The organism is Kribbella sp. NPDC049174 (assembly GCF_043197365.1).
Taxonomy (GTDB): Bacteria; Actinomycetota; Actinomycetes; order Propionibacteriales; family Kribbellaceae; genus Kribbella.
This window is the reverse complement of sequence record NZ_JBICSZ010000002.1, coordinates 151,434-174,400: the sequence shown is the minus strand read 5'-3', so window position 1 is coordinate 174,400 and position 22,967 is coordinate 151,434. Positions and strand designations below refer to the sequence as shown.

Below are 22,967 nucleotides of genomic sequence, written 5' to 3'. Positions count from 1 at the left end.
TCTGAGCTCAGTCCGGCTGTTCCGTCGGCAGGGCGAGGGCCTGGCCGGTTTCGAGTGCGGCTGCGACTCTGCGTGACAAGGCCGCCCGGAGGTCGGCGGACTCCTTGCTGAGCTCTTCGATCAGATCGTTCCGGCCGGCGACCTCGGTGCTGGACAGGAGTTCGACGTACCGATCGCGGTCCTGGAGGGCGCCCTCCAGGACGGTCTCGACCTTGAGGACGGCGTCGGCCTCGCGGACCTGGTCGGCGTACTGCTCGAGTTTGGCGACCTTCGTCTCCATCGCGGTCGCCGACAGCTCGAGGGCCTGGCGCTGCGGCTGGAGGACCGCTTCCAGGCGGGCGGATTGCAGTTGTTCCTCGATGTCGGCCTGACGAGTTCGCAGCGACGACAGCTGCTGAAGGACGCGGCCGATGTCCCACAGCTGTTCGGGCAGGATCACGTCGTTCTTGGCCGCGTCGAGCAGGCCGCGCTGGTTCACCTCGGAGTCCTGGATCGTGTCGACCGCCAACTGGGCCCGCCGCATCAGCGCCGCGGCGTCCTCGTCCCAATCCTCGGCGAGCAAGTACCTGCCCTGGAACTTGCGGGCGACCGAGCGAGCCCTGGACTCGCCGGTCATCGCGGCGATCGCGGCGATGAACAACAGACCACCCAGCACCGCGGCGCCGCCGCTCAGCCAGACAGCCAGGCCGTCGGGAAAGATCGCGTACAGCAACCAGCGCAGGGCCATCCACAGGCCGAACTCGATCCCGGCGAACAGGACCAGACCGCCAACCGTCTCACCGACCGGTTGCCGCCCGACCACGTCCTGTTTCGGCGTGCTCGCAGGAATCAGGACATCCGGGTGGGCGGACAGCAGCTTCCGGGTCGCCGGCGGTACGTCGGGCGAGAAGAGCAGGACGCGGTCAGGCTCGGACGGGTCGTCGCCGCTCGGCTGAGTGTCCATTTCGCGCCCCCTCCCCGAAAACCTCGACGTTCTACTGTGCGGACTGGTTCCCGCTGAAGGCAACCGGGCTGCCAGACTCGGAGACATGACTTCGAATGCGCGTCCCCTTGCCGTCGTCACCGGAGCGAGCAGTGGAATCGGAGCCGCGTCGGCGCGGCATCTGGCCCGAGAGGGCTTCGAGGTGATCTGTGCGGCCCGCCGGCTGGACCGGATCGAGGCTCTGGCCAAGGAGATCGACGGCCGGGCGGTGCAGTGCGACGTGACCTCGGCCGAGGACGTCGCCGCGCTGACCGAGGCGGTCGGCGACCGGCTCGACCTACTGGTGAACAACGCCGGCGGCGCGTTCGGTTTCGAGCCGGTCGCCGAGGCGGACCTGGACGCCTGGCGGCAGATGTTCGAGGTGAACGTGATCGCCGTCGCGGCGGTGACGAAGTCGTTGCTCCCGGCCCTCATCGCCGGGCGCGGCACGATCATCGTGATGGGCTCGACGGCCGGCCAGGTCGCCTACGAGGGCGGCGGTGGGTACGTCGCCGCCAAGCACGCGGCCAAGGCCGTCGTCGACACGCTGCGGCTGGAGCTGTACGACCAGCCGGTGCGGGTCTGCGAGATCGCCCCGGGCATGGTGCGCAGTGAGGGTTTCGCGCTGACCCGGTTCGACGGCGACCAAGCGAAGGCCGACGCCGTGTACGCCGGTGTCGCCGAACCACTCACCTCCGACGACATCGCCGACATCGTCGCCTGGATCGCCACCCGGCCGCCGCACGTGAACATCGACCGGCTCACCGTGCGCCCCCGGGCCCAGGCCGCCCAGCACAAGGTGCACCGCGTTCAGTAGCCGTGCACCGCGGTGACGTGGCGGCAGTGGATCAGTACGTCGAACCACTCGGCGACGCTGCCGCCGGTCATGTACGACGCCGGCCCGACCTCCGCGTACCCACGAGTCTTCGCCGTACTGTTCAGCCACTCCCGGACTGCGCCGTTGGCCGGCCTGCGGAGATCCAGGCTGAACAGGTCGGTGCCGGCCGCATGCAGCTGATACTCGAACCAGTCAGGTGACGCCGGTGGCATGTCGATCGGTCCCATCGGGCCGAGCGTCGTACCGCTGTCGAAGGTGAAGCCCAGCGAGCGGTAGCGGTCGCCGTACCAGCGCGTGATGTAGGAACCGGCGCTCGGGTAGACGATGTCCGGGTACGGCGGGGCGATCGTGCGCAGGCCTGGTGCGTTCGCGGTGTGGGCGCTCGCGGCCCAGTAGACGACCTTCTCGTCGCCGTGCCGGTGCAACCAGCGCACGTTCTCCGCCGCCCGGGCGTCGCGGTAGACCGGGATCTCGTCCTCCGGCAGGCTGAACGCCTCGTAGAACGACGCGATCTGCCGCGCGTGATGCACGATGACGTCGTCGGGCTCCCGCAGTGCGCGGACCAGCTCGTACACGGCCTTCGCCTTGCTGATGTACGGCGCTTTGTTGTCGACCTCCTTCCAGTACCACCAGACGTACTTGCCCATGTCGGTCGTGTCCGGCGTGATCGGCTCCAGGCTGCGGCGTAGTTCTGCCAACCGATCGGGCGCATGACGGGCGACGTACCGGTCGATGGCGTCGTACGAGAGCTGTCTGGTGGCGAAGTACTCGACACCAGCGAAGTAGACCTTGTCGCGATGCGTTGCGTTGTAGGCACGCAGGTACTCGAACAGGTCCGCGGCTTCCTCCGAGCGCCAGGCGGTGCTCATCTGCCCGACCAATGCGCGCAGATCGCCACGACCGGTCTGCACGTAGTCGTTCACCTGCGTGCACAGCGACCAGTCGTCCTCGAACGCGATCGTCCGGAATCCCATCCGCTCGACGAGGTACCGCAGTATGCGGTGCTTCAGCCGGGTGATCTCCGCCGTACTGTGCACGGGCTCGCCCAGCCCGACGATCTGCGCACTACCGACGGATCGGCGCAGGTGCTCCAGATCCCGCAACGACGCGTCCACAGCGGTGGAGTCCAGCGGCACCGCGTTCCGTCTGATCCATCGGCCGAGCGATTCGTCCGGAGACGCAGAGCTGTTCACCCCCAGGCCGCCGACCGCGGCGACACCGAGCGCGCCACCCAACAACGTTCTCCGGGAAACCCCAGTCTTGTTCATGCCTCACAACACTGGCGTTTCCGGGCGACCTGGACATCCGTCAGCGGGCGGCTCCGCTTGTACGCCGTACGACGTACCTACTTGGCGCGGAGGCGGTGGACCGGCGGTGACGGGACCGGCAGCGGGGCGGCCGGCGCCGGTAGGTCGTAGCTGACGTAGAGGCGGCGGCGGACGGCCTCGAGCGGGAAGGTCTGCTGGTAGATCGCCAGCTTCACCGTGACGCCCTCCAAGGTTGCTCTGAGCAACATTTCCTCGACGGCCGGGTCGGCGGCGCCGCGGGCGGCGAAGACGGCGCGGATGGCGTCCTCGACCTGGGCGAGGCGGGTGCTCTTGTCGGCTTCCACCTGGGCGAACACGTCATGGGTGGTGGGCTGCATCATCAGCGTGATGGCCAGGCGCTGGATCGGCAGGGTGGTGGCGGCCGCCATCAGGGCTCCGTCGATGATGCCGGCCAGGCGCTCGTCCGGCGTACCTTCCAGCGTGAGGATCGCGGTGATGCCGTCGAGCCAGCGGTCCAGCAGCTCGGCGGCCAATTGCTCCTTGGTGGCGAAGTAGTAGGAGACCAGGCCGCGGGAGACACCCGCGGCGGAGGTGATCTCGGAGATCGACGCGGCCTCGTAGCCCTTCGCGGCGAAGACCTCGAGTGCGGCGCCGAGGATGCGCTCACGGGAGCGTTCCCGCAGCTCCTGGTTCGCGGTGGCCGAGCGCGGCACGGTTCCTTCCCCGATTGCTGGTCGTTGCCCCGGAGGGCCGAGCAACCCCCCACATCATGCTCGGCACTCCCGGGCGTGGACCCCCCCTTTGTTACCGGACCCCTCCCCAGGCGTCCCGTCTATAGACTGGACGTCCAGTCAATCAATGTCAAAGGGCTTGTCCGGATTCGTCGGCCGGGAGCTGTCGCCGGTAGGATGGACGGGCTGCGCCCTGTGTCGAGTGGCACGTGAACAAGCCGTAGCCACCGCCTGAACCCTTCTGATTGCTTGGAGCGCTTCCCCATGCCTGTCCGTAACGACCTGCGCAACGTGGCCATCGTGGCCCACGTCGACCACGGGAAGACCACCCTGGTCGACGCGATGCTGTGGCAGTCCGGCGCCTTCGGCGCGCATCAGCACGTGGACGAGCGGGCGATGGACTCCGGCGACCTGGAACGTGAGAAGGGCATCACGATCCTGGCCAAGAACACCGCCGTCCGGCACAAGATGGCCAACGGCGAGCAGATGACGCTCAACATCATCGACACCCCCGGTCACGCCGACTTCGGCGGCGAGGTCGAGCGCGGCCTGTCGATGGTGGACGCGATCGTGCTGCTGGTGGACGCCTCCGAGGGCCCGCTGCCGCAGACCCGGTTCGTGCTGCGCAAGGCGCTGGCCCGGCAGATGCCGGTGATCCTGGTGGTGAACAAGGTGGACCGGCCGGACGCCCGGATCGCCGAGGTCGTCGACGAGACCTACGAGCTGTTCCTCGACCTGCTCGACCACGACGCAGACCAGAGCGCCCTCGACTTCCCGGTCGTCTACGCCTCCGCCCGGGCCGGCCGCGCGTCGCTGACCCAGCCCGCCGACGGCGGGATGCCGGACTCCGACGACCTCGAGCCGCTGTTCGAGACGATCCTGGCCAACGTGCCGGCCCCGACGTACGTCGAGGACGCCCCGCTGCAGGCGCATGTGACCAACCTGGACGCCTCGCCGTTCCTCGGCCGGCTCGCGCTGGTCCGGGTCCACGAGGGCACCCTGAAGAAGGGCGCCCAGGTCGCGTGGTGCAAGCACGACGGCAGCGTCGAGCGGGTCAAGATCACCGAGCTGCTGATCACCGAGGCGCTCGAGCGGGTGCCCGGTGACTCGGCCGGCCCCGGCGACATCTGCGCGATCGCGGGGATCCCGGAGATCATGATCGGCGACACCCTGGCCGACCCGGAGAACCCGAAGCCGCTGCCGCTGATCACCGTGGACGAGCCGGCCATCTCGATGACGATCGGTACCAACACGTCCCCGCTGGCCGGCCGCACCAAGGGCACCAAGGTCACCGCCCGGCTGGTCAAGGACCGGCTGGACAAGGAACTCGTCGGCAACGTGTCGATCAAGGTGCTGCCGACCGAGCGGCCGGACGCCTGGGAGGTGCAGGGCCGTGGTGAGCTGGCGCTGGCCATCCTGGTCGAGCAGATGCGCCGCGAGGGCTACGAGCTGACCGTCGGCAAGCCGCAGGTGGTCACCCGCGAGATCGACGGCAAGCGGCACGAGCCGGTCGAGCGGCTCACCATCGACTGCCCGGAGGAGTACCTCGGGACCGTCACCCAGCTGCTCGCGGTCCGCAAGGGCCGGATGGAGCAGATGACGAACCACGGCACCGGCTGGGTCCGGATGGAGTTCCTGGTCCCGGCCCGCGGCCTGATCGGGTTCCGCACCGAGTTCCTCACCGACACCCGCGGTACCGGTATCGCGCACCACGTGTTCGAGGGCTACGAGCCCTGGTTCGGCGAGCTGCGCACCCGGCCGAGCGGTTCGCTGGTGGCCGACCGGGCCGGCGCCGCCACGTCGTACGCGATGATCAACCTGCAGGAGCGCGGCACGCTGTTCGTCGAGCCGGCCACCGAGGTGTACGAGGGCATGATCGTCGGCGAGAACTCGCGCAGTGACGACATGGACGTGAACATCACCAAGGAAAAGAAGATGACGAACGTCCGCTCGAACGCGGACGAGTTCGAGAAGCTGGTCCCGGCCCGCAAGCTGTCACTCGAGCAGTCGCTGGAGTTCTGCCGCGAGGACGAGTGCGTCGAGGTCACCCCCGACGCCGTCCGGATGCGAAAGGTCGCCCTGACCCAGGTGGAGCGCTCGAAGCTGGGACGCAAGAACAAGGCCTGACCGGCGCCTGCTCCGCAGGCGACAGCACGAAGTGGAAACGGTCGCCCGAGTTGGGGCGAACTGAAGTACATCGGTGTGATACACCATTCATCGGTCCGTGGGCGGGGGAAGCAGTTCCGGATCGTTACCAACCAGACGTGCGGTGACGACGTCTGTCATGTGCAAGCAAGATTCAGTTGGGGGAAGGAAACAAGGAACATGGGCATTCTGCGTAAGCTCGGCGCCACCGTCACGGCTGCCGCGTTCGTGGGAGTGGGCGCACTGACCGCCACCACGACGGCCGAGGCCGCCACGGTCGCACCGAAGGTTGCGCCCCAGGTCGTGGTCGCGCCGCAGCAGGCGACCGCGGCGGCGAGTTCGTCCGCGGTCGTCCCGGGGAAGCTGCGGATCGACAAGCGCTGTATGACGAAGGGCCGGGTGCTGTGCATCAACAAGCGCACCCGCAAGCTGGTGTACCTGGTCAACGGCAAGCCGATTCAGATCGCCGACGCGCGGTTCGGCGGCCGTAAGACGCCGACCCGCAACGGTGTCTTCAAGGTCTACCGCAAGTCGAAGAACCACGTGTCGTCGATCTACAAGTCGCCGATGCCGTACGCGATGTTCTTCAGCGGCGGCCAGGCGGTGCACTACTCGTCGGACTTCAAGGCCCGCGGCTACAACGGCGCCTCGCACGGCTGCGTGAACATCCGGGACAAGAAGAAGATCGCCTGGATCTTCGCCCGGGTGAAGATCGGCGACAAGGTCGTCGTCTACAACGGCTGAGACGCGCTTCCACAGCGGCCGGAGAGTCCTTACTCTCCGGCCGCTGCCGCGTTCTGGAAGGCCTTGTACAGCCTGGGTTCGACCAGGCAGAAGGTGGCGGTCCCGACGTCGGTCGCCGTACGGCGAAGTGTTTGTACGGCGATGTCCGCGGCGGACCGGGCCGGCCAGCCGTAGATCCCGGCCGAGACCGCGGGCAGCGCGAGCGTCGTGACGCCCAGCTCGTCCGCGATCCGCAACGCGTTGCGGTAGCAGGACTCGAGCAACGCCGGATCCCGTTGACCGGCGGTGTAGTTCGGCCCGACCACATGGATCACGTACGACGCCGGCAGCGCACCCGCCGTCGTCCACGCGGCCTCGCCGGTCGCGGCACCGTGGGGATACCGCTCGATCAGCTCGGCCAGGATCTCCGGCCCGCCGGCCCGGTGGATCGCACCGTCCACGCCCCCGCCGCCCCGCAGCGCGTGATGGGCCGCGTTGACGATCGCATCCACCGGCACAGTGGTGATGTCGGCGGTGCTCAGGACGATCTCCATCGACTCCTCCGGTCACGACTTGCTCACAAGAGCTGCACATCGTGCAGTTCTCAACCTACGCTGGGGCGCCAACCAAAAGACCGGTGAGGACGTCCTACGAGCGTAGGACGGGGTCTACTCAGAGGGGTGTCCGATGCGCGGACTGGTTATTCGCAAGATGGTGAGCGGACTGGTCGTCGGCGCCGGCATTGCTGCACTTCTCAGTTTCGGAACGACCGCCTCCGCGGCCCCGACCGATCTCAAGACGGTGCCCTTCGAGGTCAGCGGCGAACTGCCGATCTACCCGAAGGCCCTGTGGAAGAACGGCTCCACCGGGACGAACGTGCGCAAGGTCGAGGCCCGGCTGGTCCAGCTCAAGCTGCTCGAGAAGCGCTACCTGGACAACGAGTTCGGCACCATGACCCGGAACGCGGTGAAGAAGTTCCAGAAATCCAAGGGCATTCCGCAGCTCGGGTACCTCGACCAGAACAGCTGGGACGAGCTGGTCTCGGTCACCCGCGAGCCGACCCAGACCGAGCTCTACCCGCCGGCTCCCGTGGTCAACGGCAAGAAGCTGGACGCGCGCTGCGCGACCGGTGTCGTCCTCTGCATCGACAAGTCCAGCCGCAAACTGCGGTACGTCGTCGACGGCGTGGTGAGGATGCAGCTGGACGTGCGGTTCGGCGCGCAGAAGACGGCCACCCGCGAGGGCAGCTTCACGGTCGGCTGGAAGAGCCGCAACCACGTGTCGAAGCTGTACGACTCGCCGATGCCGTACGCGATGTTCTTCAGCGGCGGCCAGGCGGTGCACTACTCGTCGGACTTCGCGGCCCGCGGGTACAACGGCGCCTCGCACGGCTGCGTGAACGTGCGGGACCTGGGCAAGATCCAGGCCCTGTTCAACCAGATCAAGGTCGGTGACAAGGTGATCGTCTACCGGTCGTAGCCGCGTCCGGGTGTCCGTACGACGGCTACGCGGCGTACGACGGATGCGCTGGGAACTACAGCGGGCGGGGGCCCCGGCGACGGCGGATGGCGCCCCAGCCGCCCCGCCCACGACCGGCGGCGGCGCGCAGCGCCGGGCGGGCGTCGACCAGGTAGACCGCGGCGGCGACGATGCCGATCAGGCCGAAGAAGCTCAGCCAGCCCTGGAAGATCTGACTCAGCGTGAACACGACCAGGATCAGCACCCAGCCGGGCTTGGTCAGCTTGTCCGCGGCGACGAACACCGCCCGCGGCCGGAACGCGGCATCGATCAGCGCGACCAGCTTGATCCCGAGCAGCACCCACCAGATGATCTCGAGCGGACCGGCGAACCCGGGAAAGAGGTTCGGGAACGTGGCGAGTGGGAGCATGCGTACGAGCGTACCCAAAGACCGGGCGGCCCACCTCTGCTGAGTGCAGATTGTGGGCCGCCCGGCCTGAGATTCACCCAGATGTGGGCTGTTGTTACTCTCAGTCGCCGACCTTGGTGGCCGCGGTCGACGCGGCCTTGGAGGCGGTCTTCGCGGTCTTGCGGGCGCTGGTCGCGGTCGCCTTGACGTTGCGGGTGGCGGTGCCGGCGGTCTTCTTCGCGGTGGTCCGGGTGGCCTTGGCCTTGCTCACCGTGGTCTTGGCCTGGGCGACCAGGTCCTCGGTGGCCTTCTGGGTGCGGATCCGCTCGACCAGGTCCTTGCCGCGGCCGGCCAGGTCCTCGTAGGTCTCCTCGGCCTGGCCGAGCACCACGGTGAAACCGGCCTGCGCGGTGGCCGGCAGCTCACGCAGCTTGGCCGGAGCGGTCTTCGCGTCGGCGACGATCGCCTCGAAACGCTTCTCGACCAGCTTGGCCAGCTCCGCCTGCCGCTTGCTCAGCTCGGTCTGCAGGGTCTTCTGGTCCAGCTTGGCGAACCGGGCGGTGACGTCGTCGCTGACGGCGCGGAACTTCTCCACCGCCAGGTCGCCGGCACCGGCGAGGGCGTAGAACGGGGTGACGGGCGTACGGGTAGCCATCAGGCTTCTCCTCGGGATTTTCAGCAGGCTGTGTTTTCAGCAGCAGGATGTGAACTACTTGGTCGTGCGCTGTGGTGCAGGGGTCTTCTTGGCCGTCGACTTCTTCGCAGCAGCGGCAGCCGGTCTGGCAGGACCCGGCTTCTCGGCGGCCTCATGATCGGGGGCGGTGTCGGACTCGGGGGTGTTCTCCCGGACGAAGGACGCGTAGACGTCCAGCAGCACGCGCTTCTGCCGCTCGTTCAGCGCGGGATCGAGCAGTACGGCGTCGACCACACCCGACGCGCGCCGGGTCTCGTCGGAGCCGTCGTCCGGATCGAGAATGCCGGCCCGCACGTACAGGGTCTCCGCGGAGATCCGCAACGCCTTCGCGAGCTGCTGCAGCACATCGGCCGACGGTTTCCGCAGGCCGCGCTCGATCTGGCTGAGGTACGGGTTCGACACACCGGCCAGGTCGGACAGCTGCCGCAACGACAACTGCGCATGCCGCCGCTGCTCGGCGAGGTACTCCCCGACGGAGCCCACCGATCCGGCAACACGATCACTCAACTTGGCCATGCGTCCAGTGTGCTAGCAAGGTGCTTGCAATTGCAAGCAGGCCGACCGTGAGCCCGCTCACGCGGGGTAGCGACTAGCTGAACGTTGAAGGATGTGGCTGGACGGCGCCGACCTCGAGGCCGCCGCCGTACAAGGGGAATCGGGACTGCTGGTCGATCACCTCGTGCTCGAGACCGAGCTTCCGCAGTACGGCGGCCATCACCACGGCGCGGGCCCGCGGCGTACCGTCCTCGACCTTCAGCGCGATCCCACGGCCGTCCTCGAGGCCGACGGCGTACACGCTCTCGGCGCCCACCTTGCAGAACAGGCCGGGGATCGCCCGCATCAGTGCGGCCTCGTCGCGCGTACTCCCGCTGGCGTACTCCGGGTACGCGCGGAACGCGTCCTTCACCCGCGCCTCGAGCGTGCCCGGTGCGGCCGCTGCGAACAGGCCGAAGGACCGGGCCAGGCCGGCCAGGCTGATGGCGAGGATCGGGGCGCCACAGCCGTCGACGGCGACGTACGACACCTTCTCGCCCGCGGTGTCCTCGACCGCGGTCCGGATCACCTTCTGCAGCGGATGATCCGGCGAGCGGTAGTCCTCGATCGACCAACCGTTGATCACACAGGTCAGGAGCATCGCCGCATGCTTGCCCGAGCAGTTCATCGTGATCCGCTCGGGGCCATGCCCCGCGCGTACCCAGGCATCCCGGGCGGCATCCTCCAGCGGGTAGGCCGGCGGCGTCTGCAACGCCGACTCGTCCAGGTTCGCGAGCGCGAGAATCTCGCGGACACCGTCCAGGTGGAACTGCTCGCCCGAGTGGGAGGCGCCCGCGAGCGACAGCAGCTTGCCGTCGAGCGGAAGACCGTTGCGGAGCATGCCGAGAGCCTGCATCGGCTTGTTCGACGAGCGCGGGAACATCGACTGGTCGACCACGCCGACGGACCACTCGACGGCGCCGTCGGGATTCGTTACCACGACGGAGCCGCGGTGATGGCCCTCAACGAAACCGCTGCGGACGACATCGGCCAGGATCACAGGTTCGGTCACGGCTGAACTGTACGGGTGAAACGTCAGGTGCAAAAAGGTGTTATGCGAATGATCCCGCTCACAGCCGGGAACGGACATGCAATCCGACCTCGGGGTCGACCAGGAGCTCCTGCGTCGCGGTCACCGTCGGCTGATCCTCGGCCACCACCTCGAGTACGGCGTCCGTGTCGACGTTCCGCTTCACCAGCGCCAGCGCGATCGGCCCGTACTCGTGATGCCGGGCCGCGGACCCGATGAACCCGACCTGCTTCTCTCCCGCGCGTACGGCGTACCCGTGGGCGGGCAGGTGGTCGACCGAACCGTCCAGGTGCAGCCGGACCAGCCGCCGCGGCGGACGACCCAGGTTGTGCACCCGGGCGACCGTCTCCTGACCGCGGTAGCACCCCTTGTTCAGGTGGACTCCGACGCCGAGCCAGCCCACCTCGTTCGGGATCGCACGCTCGTCGGTGTCCAGGCCGAACCGCGGCGCGCCCGCCTCGATCCGGAGCGCTTCGTACGCCCAGATCCCGGCGGCCGGCCCGTCCAGCCCGGCCAGCTCCGCACGCGGCAGGAACACTTCGTGCCCACCGAGCGAATCGTCGCCACTGCGCGTCAGCGGACCGCCTTCGGCCGCCTGGCCCGGGCGCCAGATGATCGCGTAGTCGTCGGTCACGTCGGTGATCTCGACGCGGGACATGAACACCATCTTCTGCAGCCACTCGATCATCGCCGCGGCCGCGCCGGGCTCGGTGTGCAGCCAGAAGGTCTCGCCGTCGTCGACGCCGTACAGCACGTGCTCGATGTGACCCGTCGGCGACAGCAGCAGCGCGGTCGTCGACGTCCCGGGCTTGAGGCCCTCGAAGTACTGCGTCGTGAGCGCGTGCAGCCAGGTGAGCCGGTCCGGGCCGCTGATCGTGACCACGTCGCGGTGCGACAGGTCGACGAACCCGTTGCCGGCCGTCAGGGCCCGCTGCTCCCGCAGATCGGACCCGTAGTGGGCCGCGACGCCGGCGTCGACTCCGTCGGCCTCGACTGCGCCGGGCCGGTCCAGCAGGGGGCTGCGCTTCAGTGACATGTCACCAGAGTACGTCGCGCGGCGTACGACGATCGCCTCCCACCGTGGGATGTGGACACCACCGGCTCCCGGACAGCCTGGAGGTACCAAAAACTCGAAGGGAGCAAGGCGATGAGCGACAGGCGATTCCGGTTCGGCGTGGTGGGCAGCCCGGCGACCGCGGAGCAGTGGACCACGACCGTACGGCGAGCGGCCGACCTCGGCTACTCGAGCGTGCTGATGCCCGACGGGCTGCAGTTGCCGTCGCCGTTCGCGTCCCTCGCGATGGCCGCGACACTCGCGGACGTCCGGGTCGGCACCTTCGTGGCCGCGGCACCGCTGCGGACGCCCCGGCAGGCCGCCTGGGACGCGCACACGCTGACCGTGCTGACCGACGGCCGGTTCGACTTCGGCATCGGCACCGGACGGCCGGGCACCGACCAGCAGGCGGCCGAGCTCGGACTGCCGTTCGGGTCCGGCAAGGAGCGTCGCGACCAGGTCCGGGAGACGCTGGACCTCCTGGAGCGGCTCGACGGCGACCGTCGTACGCCGATCATGCTGGCCGCCGGCGGACCGCGGGCGCTGGCCCTGGCGGCGGCCCGGGCCGACATCGTGTCGATCGCCAAGGACGCGATGACACCGCGGGTCGAGGTCCTGCGATTGGTCCGGGACCTGCGTGAGCTGGCCGGACCGCGGGCGGACAACATCGAACTGGCGATGAACCTGTTCGCCGCCGGGACGCGTGAGCTCCCGCCCTGGACCCGGCAGGCCGCCGGGGTGTCGCCGGAGGAACTCGAGGCGAGCGACTCGCTGATGATGCTGCGCGGCACACCTCAGCAGATGGTCGACGAGTTGCTGCGGCGCCGGGACGAGTTCGGTACGTCATACATCACGGTCAACTCGACGTACCTCGAGGACCTGGCTCCCGTGGTCGAGAAGCTGACCGGGAGCTAGACGTGACACTGCCCGTCAGCTTGCCAGGGGCTGACGGGCAGTGCCGGAGGGGTGAGAGAGGTGTCTAGTGGTGGGCTGTACCGCTGTCGACGGGCCGCTCCGTGACCTGCGGTACGTCGCCCGCGTGGGTGTCACCGGCAGCGAAGGCGGCCTCGTCGAACGGATCCTCACCGGCGAAGACCTGCCGGGCCTGGTCCTTGTCGAACGCCCCGACCCACTGCCCGACCACGACGGTCGCGACCGCGTTGCCGGCGAAGTTGGTCAGCGCCCGGGCCTCGGACATGAACCGGTCGATGCCGACGATCAGGCCGACGCCGTCGACCAGATCGGGCCGGTGCGACTGCAGCCCGCCGGCCAGGGTGGCCAGACCGGCACCGGTGACACCGGCCGCACCCTTCGAGGCGATGATCATGAACGCCAGCAGGGAGATCTGCTGCCCGAGTGAGAACGGCTGGTCCATCGCCTCGGCGATGAACAGCGACGCCATGGTCAGGTAGATCGCGGTGCCGTCCAGGTTGAACGAGTAGCCGGTCGGGACGGTGATACCGACCACCTGCTTGCCGACGCCGAGGTGCTCCATCTTCCCGATCAGCCGCGGCAGCGCGGTCTCCGAGGACGAGGTGGACACGATCAGCAGGAACTCACGGCCCAGGTAGCGCAGCAGCTGGAAGACCGAGATCCCGGCGACCAGTCGCAGAACGGTGCCCAGGACAACGACCACGAAGAGCAGACAGGTGATGTAGAAGGCCAGCATGATCTTGCCCAGGCTGACCAGCGCGTCCGTGCCGGTGGCGCCGACCACGGCCGCGATGGCACCGAACGCACCGATCGGTGCGGCCCACATGATCATCGACAGCACCTTGAACACCAGCCGCTGCAGGTGCCCGATACCGGTCAGGATCGGCTGTCCGGCCGAGCCCATCGCCTGCAGTGCGAAGCCGATCAGCAGGGCGACCAGGACGGTCTGCAGAACCTCACCCTCGGTCAGCGCGGAGACGATCGTCTTGGGGATGATGCCGAGGATGAAGTCGGACGTCGTCTCGTGCGCCCCCGCGGCCTGCTTCTGGCCGGCCTCGCGCAGGGTGTCGGTCAGGTTCAGACCGGAACCGGGCTGGACCAGGTTGCCGACCAGCAGGCCGATCGCGAGCGCGGCCGTCGACATCACCAGGAAGTAGACGAGCGCGAGGCCGCCGACCTTGCCGACACTGGCGGCCTGGCGAACCGAGCCGATGCCGAGCACCAGCGTGCAGAAGATGACCGGGCTGATCATCATCTTGATCAGGTTCACGAACCCGGTGCCGAGCGGTTTCAGCTCGACCGCGAAGTTCGGGAAGAGGAAACCGACACCGATGCCGAGCAGTACGGCGACGATGACGGCGATGTAGAGGAAGTGGGTCCGATCGTTGCGGACCGGTGTCGGTCGGGACTCAGTCGGGCTCGACATGTGGGGACTCCTGTATCGGCCGGGCGGGCTGTACCCGAGTAACTGTGACGTGACGCACAGGGGAACTGCGCATTTCGTTCATATCGTTCGCCACACCGGACCAGTGACCCCGCTGGAATGCACAAATCCGCTCATCCTGTGCACACTGTCGGCATGAAACAGCGGTCGTGGGAGCTGCGCCGCCAGGTCCTCTGGCTGCAGACGATCACGGCCGGGGTGCTGATCGCAGCGGTCTGGATCACCATGATCGCCCAGTCCCGCGCCCAGGCCGACCGGGACGCCGCGGCCGCGGGGGTCGCCCCGCCCGGCTGGTGGGAACTGATCCGGCTCGACGTCCGCTCCATGCTCGGCGTCGCGAGCCTGATGCTCGGCATCGCGATCGCCGGCAACGCTCTTGTTTCCTGGCGAGTACGACGGGCCACGCGCGGCATCGGCACCCAGGCACTGGCCCGGATGCTCGACTTCTACGAAGGCGTCCTGCGCGCAGCCCGCGAGGGCTTGGTCCTGCTCGACGCCGACGGCCGGGTCCAACTCGTCAACGACGAGGCCCGGAACCTGCTCGGCCTGCGGACCGTCCTTCCCGGCACTCCGATCGAGGAACTGCACCTGGGCACCACGCTGTCCGAGCTGCTGACCGCCGGGCGGACGGCGTACGACGAACTCCACCTCGGCGCCGAGGGTGTGGTGGTCGTGAACCAGCAACCGGCACGGTCCGGGCGGATCGTCACACTCCGGGACCACACCCAGCTGCAGCGACTACTGGGTGAACTCGACGCGGTCCGCAGCCTGGCCGAATCCCTGCAGGCGCAGAACCACGAGGCCTCGAACCGGCTGCACACAGTGGTCAGCCTGATCGAGATCGGCAAGCCGGAACGCGCCCGCGAGTTCGCGGTGTCGGAGCTACAGTTCGCCCAGGCAATGACGGACCGCGTGGTCGGCACGGTCGGCGACCCGGTGCTCGCGTCGCTGCTGCTGGCCAAGCTGTCCCAGGCCCAGGAACGCGGAGTGGTTCTCACGTTGGAGCTCGGTCATGAGTCACTCAACACCCGGCTGCCGGCGCAGGACGTCGTCACGGTCGTCGGCAACCTGCTCGACAACGCGATCGAGGCCGCGCGCGGTGGATCCGCTCCACGCCGGGTCGAGTTGCGCGCGAGTACGACGCCGGACGCGATCGACCTGGCCGTCACGAACACCGGCGCCGAGCTCGGCGCGGTCGAGCTGGCCCACATGTTCGATCGCGGCTGGACCACCAAGGCGGAACCGGGTCACGGCCTCGGGCTGGTGCTGGTCCGCAGTACGGTCGAGCGCTGGCAGGGCACGCTGATGGTCGACCCCGATTCCGAGCTGGACGACGTACCGGCGCTGACCGTGCGGGTCCGGCTGCCGCGGGCGGTGGACGCCAGTGCCTGACCTGCGGGTCCTCGTCGTCGAGGACGACCCGGTCGCCGCGGAGGCCCATCGCACCTACGTCGACCGGCTGCCCGGCTTCAGCTGTCTCGGCGTCGCCGGTACGGCGGCCCGCGCGCTGCACGTGCTGGCCCGGGGCGAGGTGGACCTGGTGCTGCTGGACATGAACCTGCCGGACGGTCACGGACTGGACGTGGTCCGGCGTATGCGGGCCCTGGGCAACCAAACGGACGTGGTCGCGGTGACGTCGGCCCGCGAGGTGGCCGCGGTCCAGGCGGCGGCGCGGATCGGCGTGGTGCAGTACGTGCTGAAACCCTTTGCCTACGAGACTTTGAGGGACCGGCTGATGGCGTACGCGCGGCAACGGAAGGCGGCCGAATCGGGTCAGGTGGTCGCGGATCAGGACGAGGTGGACCGGTTGTTGCACCCGGCAACCGTCTCGTCGGTGCCGAAGGGGCTGGCCGGATCGGTGCTGGATCGCGTCGTCCAGTTGCTCGGCAACCGCGAGGGCTGGACGGCCGAAGAGGTCGCCGCGTCGCTCGGCACCTCACGCATCACGGCGCGACGCTACCTCGAACACCTCGCGGACCAAGGCCAGGCGCTGCGCACCCAGCGGTACGACGGCCGCAGCGGGCGCCCGAAGGTGGAGTACTCCTGGGTGGCCGAGAGCTGAGACTCAGCTGCGAACGAGCGTGGCCCAGAGGTGCGGCTGCAGGGGCTGACCCTCGGCGGCCATGTCGTAGGCCCACATCAGCTCGCCCTTGACCAGGCCGTAGAGCCGGTGGCCGGCGCTGACCTCCTTGGCCGTCTCGGTGCGGGCGACGACGTCGGTCCGCAGCTCGATCTTGGCGCCGTCGATCTCGCCGTACCAGATCTCGGCGAAGCCGGTCGGGTGCGCGAGGATCACCTCGAGCTTGTTGTCCGGCTTGGGCCGCCAGAACCCCGTCTCGACCGCGAGCGGGCGCTCCTTCTTACCGTCCTCGCCGACCACGTAGGTCTGGCTGACGTAGTGCAGGTAGGGCTTGCCGTTGTGGCTGAAGTCGATCTGCTGGCCGAACTCGAACTTCTCGATCGTCGGGTAGTCCCCGTGACCGCGGCCCTCCCAGCGACCGAGCAACCAGGCCAGCGGCACCAGGTCCGGGTGGAGGTCCTGCGGGATCTCGAACGCCATCAGTTCGTGCTGCGGCCGCGGTACAGCCGGTAGACGACGAACGCCGAGAACCAGCCCATGAAGACACAGACCAGAACCAGCAGACTGGTGAAGATGACGTGCAGCACGTCACTCAGTCTAGAGGATGGTCACCGCGGTCCTTCGGCTACCGTGGCGTGATGTCCCGCACGCTGGTGATCAAGCTGACCGCAGGCGCCGAAGAGCCCGAGCGCGCCAACCAGGCCTTCACAGTGGCCGCGACCGCCGTCGCCGCCGGAGCCACGGTGTCGCTGTGGCTGACCGGGGAGGCGGTCTGGTTCGCCGTACCCGGTCGGGCGGAGGCTTTCGAGCTGCCGCATGCGGCGCCGCTGGCGGACCTCGTCACGGCGGTGGTGGAAGGTGGTCAGCTGACCGTCTGCACCCAGTGCGCCAAGCGCCGCGACCTCACGTCGGAGGACCTCCTGCCAGGCGCCCGCGTCGCGGGCGCGCCGGCGTTCACCGAGGAGATCCTGGCGGACAACGCCCAGGCCATCGTGTACTGACGCGCTGGGGCTAGCCGCGGCCGCGGGGTTCGCGGCCGCCGGAATCTGATTCCCGGCCCGCGCCCTGGTTGCTGGTGACCTCGCGGTGCTGCTGGCCGGGGGTGCGGCCGCCGTGCGCGGTTGCTACGGCTGCGCCCTCCGTCCGGTTTGTCGCGCCGGCTGCGGGGGCGGTGGCGGTTTGCTGCGCCCTGAGCCGCTCGAACTCCTCCAAGTTGACGGAGTGGTCGTTGGGGAGCTGCACACCGTCGACGGTGCCGCCGGCGAACTGGATGTTCGGCCGGCCCCGATCCTCGCCGGCACCGGCTTCTTCGCCACGCTCGTCGTTGCCGGCACCTGTTCCTTCGACGCGCAGGTTCGTTGCGCTGCCGGCGTAGACGCCCTCCGGCAGTTGCTGGCCTCTGGTGTCCACGCCGTTGATGCTGTCGGCGGTCACACTCATCCGACCGCTCTGCTTCTGAGCGCGATCCTGATCCAGCCGATCCTCGAGCGGATCCCGCGGCCGCTCCCCCTGCTGGCCCAGCTGGTCCGCCCCAACCCCGGCCGGCACAACACCACCGGAGCCGACGTCCTGCCCGGTCTGCTCCCCCTCCGGCCCGTTCAACTCTTCCTGCCGAGCCTGCTCACCAGCAGGCTGGCTCACACCATCATCACCAAGCTCCGGGCTCTGATCACCCTCCGGCCCGTTCAGCTCCTCCTGGCGAACCCGACCCGCCTCCGGCCCCTGCTCAGCCTCCGGCCCGCTGAGCTCTTGCTGCCGAACCCGGTCCGCCTCCGGCTCCTGCACAGCCTCCGGCCCGTTCAACTCTTCCTGCCGAACCCGGTCCGCCTCCGGCTCCTGCTCACGCTCCGGCCCGTCCAGCTCCTCCTGCCGAACCCGATCCGCCTCCACCCCCTGCTCAGCCTCCGGACCCTCCAGCTCGTCCTGCCGGATCTGCTCGGCCTCTGGATCGTTCAGCTCGCGGTCGCGTTCCTCGTCGAGTTCGTCGACGGCGGCCGCCGTACCTGCGGCTGCTGCTACCGGCGCGGCCGCATCAGCACCCCGCTCGGTGCTCTCCCGCTCCTCACGCTCCCGCCGGCGCTCCTCTTCCCTCCGCGCCTCGGCTTCCCGGTCCCGCTCGGCCTGCTCCCGCTCCCGGTCCTCGACGGCATCATCAACCCCGTCGCCGTCCTGATCCCGGTACTGCTCGTCCTCCGCGGACTGCTCGTCGCGCCGGCGGTTCGCCTCCTCGGCCCCACGCCGGTTCTCGACGTCGTCCGGCACCCGGTCACCGTCACGGTCGAGGTTCGTCTCCTCCCGACGCTGGAGCTCCTCCTGCTGACGCTGGATCTCCTCCGCCCGCCGGGCGTTGTCCTCCTGCAGCCGGTTGGTCTCTTCCTGGATCTGCTGGATCTGCCGCTCGTGCTCCCGCCACTGGTCCGACCGTTCGCGGTCGTTCAGCGCCCGGTCGAGCTCCGGGTTCTGCTGCCGGGCGTTGCGCATCTGCTCCAGCAACGAGCGCGCCTGCTGCCGGCGGCTGAGACCGTCCACGATCCGGCGCAACGCCTGGAGCTGCCTGCGCACCTCGGCCATCGCCTGCTGGAAAATCTCTTCCGCGTCAGCCATCAAGCCACCTCGCTCGCATAGACGGAGTACCCGAAGCCGGCCTGCGTGTCATCCGGCCCGGGCTGGGTCGCGTACAGGTGAAACTCGGCGCCCGGCCGCAGCCAGACCGCCAGGTGGCGACGGCGCCCCCGCCACTCCGGGGGAACCCGCGGATCGGATCCCGGACCGACGAACACCGGAGCACCCCAGTGCTTCCGCGCCAGCAGCAGCTGCGCGGGCCAGTTGTCGTCCAGCCCTTCCTCCGCGTCCGCCACCTCCGCCGCGCCGATCTCGTACGCCGACCAGCCGCTGCGCGGACTCTCCGGCAGTACGGCGTCCGGCAGCACCAGCATCACGGTCTCGCGCGGAGTGACCAGGCCCCAGGTGTAGCGGTCGGGATCGATGTTGCCGGGAGCCCACGGACGCCAGCCGGTGACCGCGGTGACCCGGGAGACGAGGGCGCGGATCGCGTCCAGGCCGGCTCCCGGTGGTCCCCAGACGGATCTCCAGTCGGAGACCTCGGCCAGGTCGGCCATGGCGCGTTCGTCATCGTCGGACGGCCGCAGCTGCGTCTTCACCCGTCGACTCCTCTCCTCAGCCCGCCAAGCCTAAGCCCCGACCGGTGCCACCACCTCCGGGACAGACGCACCGGGGCGCCGGTCGGATCCCAGGTCCGGGAGCCGACGGACGGAGTGGTCAACCACCCGACGGCAGACACGGTCCCGACCGGCCCGGTGAGTTGCTTGAGGCAAGGACCTCAGCGCTTGACGTTGAGCAGTTCGCGGGCCTCGTCCGGTGACATCGGCGGGCGCTGCACCAGGGTCGCGAGGGACGCCGCCCGCTCGACCAGCTCGGCGTTGTGGGTGACCGGCTGCCCCTTGGCCAGAGTCAGCGTGTCCTCCATCCCCACCCGCAGGTGGCCGCCCTTCGACAACGCGGCCAGCGCGACCGGGAGCGTTGTACGCCCGACTCCCGTCGCGGACCAGGAGGTGACCGCGTCCGGCAGGGCGTTGACCGCGGCAACCAAGGCGTCCGTCGTACCAGGCATGCCGCCCGGAACGCCCATCACCAGGTCGCAGTGCACCCGGCCGCCGTACGGCAGGCCGAACTTGTCCAGCAACCGGTGCAGCGCGGCCACGTGCCCCAGGTCGAACAGCTCGAACTCCGGCACGACCTCGCGCTCCTGGGTCAACCGGTAGAGCTCGGTCACGAACGGCCACGGGTTCATGAACACGTCGTCGCCGAAGTTGACCGTGCCCATCGTCAGCGAGCACGAGTCCGGCGCGGCATCGAGCACCCGGAGCCGGTGGTCGAACGGATCGGTCACCGCGCCGCCGGTCGACAGCTGGACGATCAGGGCCGTGTTCTGCCGGACCGCGGCCACCGTCTCGGTCAGCCGCCCGAGGTCCAGCGTCGGCTTGTGCTCACCGTCGCGGATGTGGATGTGGATCATCGCGGCCCCGGCGGCCTCGCACCGCTTGGCGGTCTCCACCAGCTCGTCGAGCGTGGTCGGCAGCGCCGGACAGTCCGCCTTGGCGGTCTCGGCGCCGGTGGGAGCAACGGTGATCAGAGTCGAGGCCATGAACAGATCCTGCCAGATCCCGCCTGTTGACGGGACATTTGCCTGCCTGATGCCCTGATAACCGGACGATCTCCCGCACGGCAGGATTGGGGCATGAGAGCAGTCGTACAGCGAGTCAGCCAGGCCTCGGTCACCGTCGAGGGCGAGGTCGTCGGCGCGATCGACGCACCGGGACTGGTGGTCCTCCTCGGCGTCACCCACGACGACACCGAGGAGAAGGCTCGAGCCCTCGCGGCGAAGATCTGGACCCTCCGCATCCTCCGCGACGAACGCTCCTGCGCGGACGAGCAGGCACCGATCCTCGCCATCAGCCAGTTCACCCTGTACGCCGACACGCGCAAGGGCCGCCGCCCGTCCTGGAGCGCCGCCGCCCCCGGCCCGGTCTCCGAACCCTTGTACGACGCCTTCTGCGCAGCCCTGGAGTCGTTGGGTGCCAAAGTGGCACGCGGCCGCTTCGGCGCCCACATGGACGTCGCCCTGGTGAACGACGGACCGGTCACCCTCATCCTCGACGCCTGAGCCGCGGACGAAGAACGGCCCCGGCCGGATCCTGGGGATCCAGCCGGGGCCGGTGTGTTGTGTTCTGAATCGGTGAGGTTCGACTCAGAAAGGTGCGTTCGGCTGGATCAGCCGATGACGCCGGCGGCCGAGTGGCCGACGATGACCTTGGTGTTCAGGCTGTACACGTCGATCACCAGAGCGTTGACCGCGATGTAGCGCTGCTGCTTGACGATCTGGTTGAAGGTCAGCTTGGCGATGCCCGGGATCTCCAGCGTGCTGTTCGGCTTGTTCGGCACGGCGTAGACCTTGTTGCCGACCTTGATCGAGGCGACGGTCCCGGACCAGTCCAGACCGACCTTGCCGTCCTTGGTCTTCCACGCCGCGGCCGAGGACTCGATCGCGCCGATGGACAGGTTGCCGACCTTCACGCCCGCGGTGTGCGCGGTGAACTTCACCGCGGACTTGTCCAGGCTCATGAAGCCGTTCTTCGTGGTGTAGACCGCACCCACGTAGGCGACCTTCGGGATGTTCAGCTCGCCGACCGCGTTCCGGATCGTCTTGCCCTCAGTGCCCTGGCAGGTGGACTGGTAGGACGTCGGACCGGAGACGACCAGCTTGTCCACGTGCGCCTTGGTGCCGTAGGCGTCACCGATCACCATCGCGGTGGCCGGCTTGGTGATCTCCGCGCGGGTCTTCAGTACCGCGACGTCGACACCCTCGGGGATGTACTGGTTCTTCACGTTCGCGTGCAGCACGACGGCCTGCGCGTACGAGTAGATGCCGGTGCTGGTCTTCACGCCACCGACGCGGTTCAGCACGATGTAGCCGAGGCCCGGAACGGCGACCTTGGTGTTCGGCTCGGGCTTGAGCAGCGCCGGCACAGAGACGGCACCGATCTTGACGCCGGCGAAGGTGGTGCTGCCGGTGTAGGACAGCTTGCCGTTCTTGTACACCGACGTGGTGGTGGTCTTCACACCCGTCAGGTGAAGCAGGTTGCCGAGCTTGATGTCGACCGCGGTCGCGTTGCTGGTGACACCGTTGCCGCTCTTGTTGTTGAACGAGTGGGTGTCGGTCCGCACGGTGCGGGCGATCGCCTGGTTGTTGACGTTCGCGGCGGCGAGGTCGTTCTTGTCGGACCGGTTCGAGTCCGTGGTGCAGCTGATCTGGCTGACGACCTGCGGGCCGCTGTTCGCCAGACCCGACTGGACGTCGGTGCCGAACGCGTAGCCGCTGTATCCGAAAACGGGCGCCGCGGACGCCGAGCCCGAGGTCAGCGCGATCGTAGAAGCCACGCCGACAACTGCCGCAACACCGACAGCAGCGAGCTTCTTGTATCCGATGCGGGGTCTCATGACCCCTCCTCCCTGAGTGATGACGTGACCCGGATGGCGGGCCAGGACACAGACACAACTCAGCCGGTTGCGGTAGGTAACGAGACCGTTCCGCTCCGAGACCAAACCGTTACATGCAGGTTCGGTGCGCGAGATTCCCGGGGCGACCCGTAACCCCGGAGCAATGGCCGAAACCGCCCGTCGTACAGGCGAATCCGGACATGCCGAAGGGCCCGAACGCGCAAGGTCCGGGCCCTTCGGGCCATCAGGGTGCACCGCCATCAGGGTGGGCCGCCGTCAGGTGGTGGCGGCACCATCAGTAACGACCGACCACCGCCATCGGTGACGGGCCAGTTTTCGGCGTACCGCTCAGACGGCGACGGCCACCTCGGCGACCGCGCCGTACTGGGCGACGACCTGGCGGTCGACCGGCTCGGCCTTCGGGGCCAGCGTCCGCAGCGTCCAGCTGCCCGGCGCCGCGAAGAACCGGAAATGCCCGGTCGCCGACGTCGGCACCTCGGCGGTGAACTCACCAGAGGCGTCCAGCAGCCGCACGTACGCGCCGCCGACCGGCTCCTCACCGCGCAGGACCTGGCCCTGGATCACTGCTTCCTTATCGACGTCGACACCCTTGAGGTCGAGGCCGCCCTTCTTCGCTCCGCACATGT

At 68.7% G+C, this 22,967-nt stretch carries 25 protein-coding genes; 9 read left to right on the top strand and 16 right to left on the bottom strand.

Translation table 11 applies throughout. The features are described from left to right. Positions 1-7: 7 nt before the first annotated feature. Positions 8-943, bottom strand: a complete 936-nt coding sequence (locus ACGFIF_RS11360; RefSeq protein WP_393154086.1) for a hypothetical protein — start codon at positions 941-943, stop codon at positions 8-10. Positions 944-1,028: 85 nt separating this feature from the next. Between ACGFIF_RS11360 and ACGFIF_RS11355 the strand changes: the two genes are divergently transcribed. Then, positions 1,029-1,778 carry an SDR family NAD(P)-dependent oxidoreductase gene (locus ACGFIF_RS11355; RefSeq protein WP_393154084.1) on the top strand — a complete coding sequence of 250 codons (750 nt, stop codon included), beginning with the start codon at positions 1,029-1,031 and terminating at the stop codon, positions 1,776-1,778. On the opposite strand, the gene ACGFIF_RS11350 is transcribed toward ACGFIF_RS11355, so the two are convergent. Further along, entirely contained in the window at positions 1,772-3,067 is a 1,296-nt protein-coding gene (locus ACGFIF_RS11350) for an erythromycin esterase family protein (RefSeq protein ID WP_393154082.1), read from the bottom strand. The two genes, ACGFIF_RS11355 and ACGFIF_RS11350, sit on opposite strands and share 7 nt — an antisense overlap. A 77-nt stretch (positions 3,068-3,144) precedes the next feature. Beyond that, a complete protein-coding gene (locus tag ACGFIF_RS11345; RefSeq protein ID WP_393154080.1) occupies positions 3,145-3,780 on the bottom strand; it encodes a TetR/AcrR family transcriptional regulator in 636 nt (211 codons plus the stop codon). Between the two features lie 282 nt (positions 3,781-4,062). On the opposite strand from ACGFIF_RS11345, the gene typA reads away from it, so the two are divergent. Next, positions 4,063-5,925 (top strand): translational GTPase TypA, encoded by a 1,863-nt coding sequence (gene typA, locus ACGFIF_RS11340; RefSeq protein ID WP_393154078.1) that lies wholly within the window; start codon positions 4,063-4,065, stop codon positions 5,923-5,925. A 198-nt stretch (positions 5,926-6,123) separates the two neighbouring features. Further along, on the top strand, positions 6,124-6,687 hold the full coding sequence (locus ACGFIF_RS11335) for a L,D-transpeptidase (RefSeq protein ID WP_393154076.1): 564 nt from the start codon (positions 6,124-6,126) through the stop codon (positions 6,685-6,687). A 29-nt stretch (positions 6,688-6,716) separates the two neighbouring features. Here the strand turns inward: ACGFIF_RS11335 and ACGFIF_RS11330 are convergent, their stop codons facing one another. Next, a complete protein-coding gene (locus ACGFIF_RS11330) occupies positions 6,717-7,220 on the bottom strand; it encodes an O-acetyl-ADP-ribose deacetylase (protein WP_393154074.1) in 504 nt (167 codons plus the stop codon). 133 nt (positions 7,221-7,353) lie between these two features. Between ACGFIF_RS11330 and ACGFIF_RS11325 the strand changes: the two genes are divergently transcribed. Continuing rightward, complete coding sequence (locus tag ACGFIF_RS11325; RefSeq protein WP_393154072.1) at positions 7,354-8,145, top strand: L,D-transpeptidase family protein; 792 nt, start codon at positions 7,354-7,356, stop codon at positions 8,143-8,145. A 55-nt stretch (positions 8,146-8,200) separates the two neighbouring features. On the opposite strand, the gene ACGFIF_RS11320 is transcribed toward ACGFIF_RS11325, so the two are convergent. The 5 genes from ACGFIF_RS11320 to ACGFIF_RS11300 form a co-directional block, all read right to left on the bottom strand. Beyond that, entirely contained in the window at positions 8,201-8,554 is a 354-nt protein-coding gene (locus ACGFIF_RS11320; protein WP_132208725.1) for a DUF2516 family protein, read from the bottom strand. 100 nt (positions 8,555-8,654) lie between these two features. After that, positions 8,655-9,188, bottom strand: a complete 534-nt coding sequence (locus tag ACGFIF_RS11315) for a hypothetical protein (RefSeq protein ID WP_393154070.1) — start codon at positions 9,186-9,188, stop codon at positions 8,655-8,657. Positions 9,189-9,242: 54 nt separating this feature from the next. After that, complete coding sequence (locus ACGFIF_RS11310; protein WP_393154068.1) at positions 9,243-9,743, bottom strand: helix-turn-helix domain-containing protein; 501 nt, start codon at positions 9,741-9,743, stop codon at positions 9,243-9,245. Positions 9,744-9,816: 73 nt separating this feature from the next. After that, a complete protein-coding gene (locus tag ACGFIF_RS11305; RefSeq protein ID WP_393154066.1) occupies positions 9,817-10,773 on the bottom strand; it encodes an asparaginase in 957 nt (318 codons plus the stop codon). Between the two features lie 58 nt (positions 10,774-10,831). Further along, complete coding sequence (locus tag ACGFIF_RS11300; protein WP_393154064.1) at positions 10,832-11,827, bottom strand: YgfZ/GcvT domain-containing protein; 996 nt, start codon at positions 11,825-11,827, stop codon at positions 10,832-10,834. A gap of 111 nt (positions 11,828-11,938) precedes the next feature. Between ACGFIF_RS11300 and ACGFIF_RS11295 the strand changes: the two genes are divergently transcribed. Continuing rightward, positions 11,939-12,760 (top strand): LLM class flavin-dependent oxidoreductase, encoded by an 822-nt coding sequence (locus tag ACGFIF_RS11295; protein ID WP_393154062.1) that lies wholly within the window; start codon positions 11,939-11,941, stop codon positions 12,758-12,760. Between the two features lie 64 nt (positions 12,761-12,824). On the opposite strand, the gene ACGFIF_RS11290 is transcribed toward ACGFIF_RS11295, so the two are convergent. After that, positions 12,825-14,204, bottom strand: coding sequence for a cation:dicarboxylate symporter family transporter (locus ACGFIF_RS11290; protein WP_393154060.1), 1,380 nt, complete (start codon positions 14,202-14,204; stop codon positions 12,825-12,827). Between the two features lie 153 nt (positions 14,205-14,357). Here ACGFIF_RS11290 and ACGFIF_RS11285 point away from each other — a divergent pair, with 153 nt between their 5' ends. Both ACGFIF_RS11285 and ACGFIF_RS11280 read left to right on the top strand, forming a co-directional pair. Next, the gene (locus ACGFIF_RS11285; protein WP_393154058.1) at positions 14,358-15,614 is read left to right on the top strand and encodes a sensor histidine kinase; all 1,257 of its coding nucleotides are present in this window, start codon (positions 14,358-14,360) and stop codon (positions 15,612-15,614) included. Then, positions 15,607-16,284: a response regulator gene (locus ACGFIF_RS11280; RefSeq protein ID WP_393154056.1), complete on the top strand. Its 678-nt coding sequence runs from the start codon at positions 15,607-15,609 to the stop codon at positions 16,282-16,284. The genes ACGFIF_RS11285 and ACGFIF_RS11280 overlap by 8 nt, the downstream gene beginning before the upstream one ends. A 3-nt stretch (positions 16,285-16,287) precedes the next feature. Here ACGFIF_RS11280 and ACGFIF_RS11275 read toward each other — a convergent pair whose 3' ends face one another. Then, on the bottom strand, positions 16,288-16,782 hold the full coding sequence (locus ACGFIF_RS11275) for an FABP family protein (RefSeq protein ID WP_393154054.1): 495 nt from the start codon (positions 16,780-16,782) through the stop codon (positions 16,288-16,290). Positions 16,783-16,940: 158 nt separating this feature from the next. On the opposite strand from ACGFIF_RS11275, the gene ACGFIF_RS11270 reads away from it, so the two are divergent. Then, entirely contained in the window at positions 16,941-17,303 is a 363-nt protein-coding gene (locus tag ACGFIF_RS11270; protein ID WP_393154052.1) for a DsrE family protein, read from the top strand. A 10-nt stretch (positions 17,304-17,313) separates the two neighbouring features. Here ACGFIF_RS11270 and ACGFIF_RS11265 read toward each other — a convergent pair whose 3' ends face one another. From ACGFIF_RS11265 to ACGFIF_RS11255, 3 genes are all read right to left on the bottom strand, one after another. After that, on the bottom strand, positions 17,314-18,906 hold the full coding sequence (locus ACGFIF_RS11265) for a hypothetical protein (protein WP_393154050.1): 1,593 nt from the start codon (positions 18,904-18,906) through the stop codon (positions 17,314-17,316). Then, complete coding sequence (locus tag ACGFIF_RS11260) at positions 18,906-19,463, bottom strand: hypothetical protein (RefSeq protein WP_393154048.1); 558 nt, start codon at positions 19,461-19,463, stop codon at positions 18,906-18,908. Before ACGFIF_RS11260 ends, ACGFIF_RS11265 begins: the two co-directional genes overlap by 1 nt. Before the next feature lie 179 nt (positions 19,464-19,642). Beyond that, positions 19,643-20,467, bottom strand: coding sequence for a 3-keto-5-aminohexanoate cleavage protein (locus ACGFIF_RS11255; protein WP_393154046.1), 825 nt, complete (start codon positions 20,465-20,467; stop codon positions 19,643-19,645). 93 nt (positions 20,468-20,560) lie between these two features. Here ACGFIF_RS11255 and dtd point away from each other — a divergent pair, with 93 nt between their 5' ends. Next, the gene (gene dtd / locus ACGFIF_RS11250) at positions 20,561-20,986 is read left to right on the top strand and encodes a D-aminoacyl-tRNA deacylase (RefSeq protein ID WP_393154044.1); all 426 of its coding nucleotides are present in this window, start codon (positions 20,561-20,563) and stop codon (positions 20,984-20,986) included. Between the two features lie 107 nt (positions 20,987-21,093). Here the strand turns inward: dtd and ACGFIF_RS11245 are convergent, their stop codons facing one another. Beyond that, on the bottom strand, positions 21,094-22,320 hold the full coding sequence (locus ACGFIF_RS11245; protein WP_393154042.1) for a choice-of-anchor P family protein: 1,227 nt from the start codon (positions 22,318-22,320) through the stop codon (positions 21,094-21,096). 348 nt (positions 22,321-22,668) lie between these two features. Next, positions 22,669-22,965 (bottom strand): DUF1416 domain-containing protein, encoded by a 297-nt coding sequence (locus ACGFIF_RS11240; RefSeq protein WP_393154040.1) that lies wholly within the window; start codon positions 22,963-22,965, stop codon positions 22,669-22,671. Positions 22,966-22,967: the final 2 nt, after the last annotated feature.

Bases quoted from the DNA above. Each gene is read 5' to 3' on its own strand.
- ACGFIF_RS11335 (WP_393154076.1), top strand. From the start codon at position 6,124: ATGGGCATTCTGCGTAAGCTCGGCGCCACCGTCACGGCTGCCGCGTTC.
- ACGFIF_RS11325 (WP_393154072.1), top strand. From the start codon at position 7,354: ATGCGCGGACTGGTTATTCGCAAGATGGTGAGCGGACTGGTCGTCGGC.
- ACGFIF_RS11355 (WP_393154084.1), top strand. From the start codon at position 1,029: ATGACTTCGAATGCGCGTCCCCTTGCCGTCGTCACCGGAGCGAGCAGT.
- ACGFIF_RS11265 (WP_393154050.1), bottom strand. From the start codon at position 18,906: ATGGCTGACGCGGAAGAGATTTTCCAGCAGGCGATGGCCGAGGTGCGC.
- ACGFIF_RS11285 (WP_393154058.1), top strand. From the start codon at position 14,358: ATGAAACAGCGGTCGTGGGAGCTGCGCCGCCAGGTCCTCTGGCTGCAG.
- ACGFIF_RS11315 (WP_393154070.1), bottom strand. From the start codon at position 9,188: ATGGCTACCCGTACGCCCGTCACCCCGTTCTACGCCCTCGCCGGTGCC.
- ACGFIF_RS11300 (WP_393154064.1), bottom strand. From the start codon at position 11,827: ATGTCACTGAAGCGCAGCCCCCTGCTGGACCGGCCCGGCGCAGTCGAG.
- typA (WP_393154078.1), top strand. From the start codon at position 4,063: ATGCCTGTCCGTAACGACCTGCGCAACGTGGCCATCGTGGCCCACGTC.
- ACGFIF_RS11275 (WP_393154054.1), bottom strand. From the start codon at position 16,782: ATGGCGTTCGAGATCCCGCAGGACCTCCACCCGGACCTGGTGCCGCTG.
- ACGFIF_RS11360 (WP_393154086.1), bottom strand. From the start codon at position 943: ATGGACACTCAGCCGAGCGGCGACGACCCGTCCGAGCCTGACCGCGTC.
- ACGFIF_RS11290 (WP_393154060.1), bottom strand. From the start codon at position 14,204: ATGTCGAGCCCGACTGAGTCCCGACCGACACCGGTCCGCAACGATCGG.
- ACGFIF_RS11245 (WP_393154042.1), bottom strand. From the start codon at position 22,320: ATGAGACCCCGCATCGGATACAAGAAGCTCGCTGCTGTCGGTGTTGCG.
- dtd (WP_393154044.1), top strand. From the start codon at position 20,561: ATGAGAGCAGTCGTACAGCGAGTCAGCCAGGCCTCGGTCACCGTCGAG.
- ACGFIF_RS11255 (WP_393154046.1), bottom strand. From the start codon at position 20,467: ATGGCCTCGACTCTGATCACCGTTGCTCCCACCGGCGCCGAGACCGCC.
- ACGFIF_RS11320 (WP_132208725.1), bottom strand. From the start codon at position 8,554: ATGCTCCCACTCGCCACGTTCCCGAACCTCTTTCCCGGGTTCGCCGGT.
- ACGFIF_RS11295 (WP_393154062.1), top strand. From the start codon at position 11,939: ATGAGCGACAGGCGATTCCGGTTCGGCGTGGTGGGCAGCCCGGCGACC.
- ACGFIF_RS11270 (WP_393154052.1), top strand. From the start codon at position 16,941: ATGTCCCGCACGCTGGTGATCAAGCTGACCGCAGGCGCCGAAGAGCCC.
- ACGFIF_RS11330 (WP_393154074.1), bottom strand. From the start codon at position 7,220: ATGGAGATCGTCCTGAGCACCGCCGACATCACCACTGTGCCGGTGGAT.
- ACGFIF_RS11350 (WP_393154082.1), bottom strand. From the start codon at position 3,067: ATGAACAAGACTGGGGTTTCCCGGAGAACGTTGTTGGGTGGCGCGCTC.
- ACGFIF_RS11310 (WP_393154068.1), bottom strand. From the start codon at position 9,743: ATGGCCAAGTTGAGTGATCGTGTTGCCGGATCGGTGGGCTCCGTCGGG.
- ACGFIF_RS11240 (WP_393154040.1), bottom strand. From the start codon at position 22,965: ATGTGCGGAGCGAAGAAGGGCGGCCTCGACCTCAAGGGTGTCGACGTC.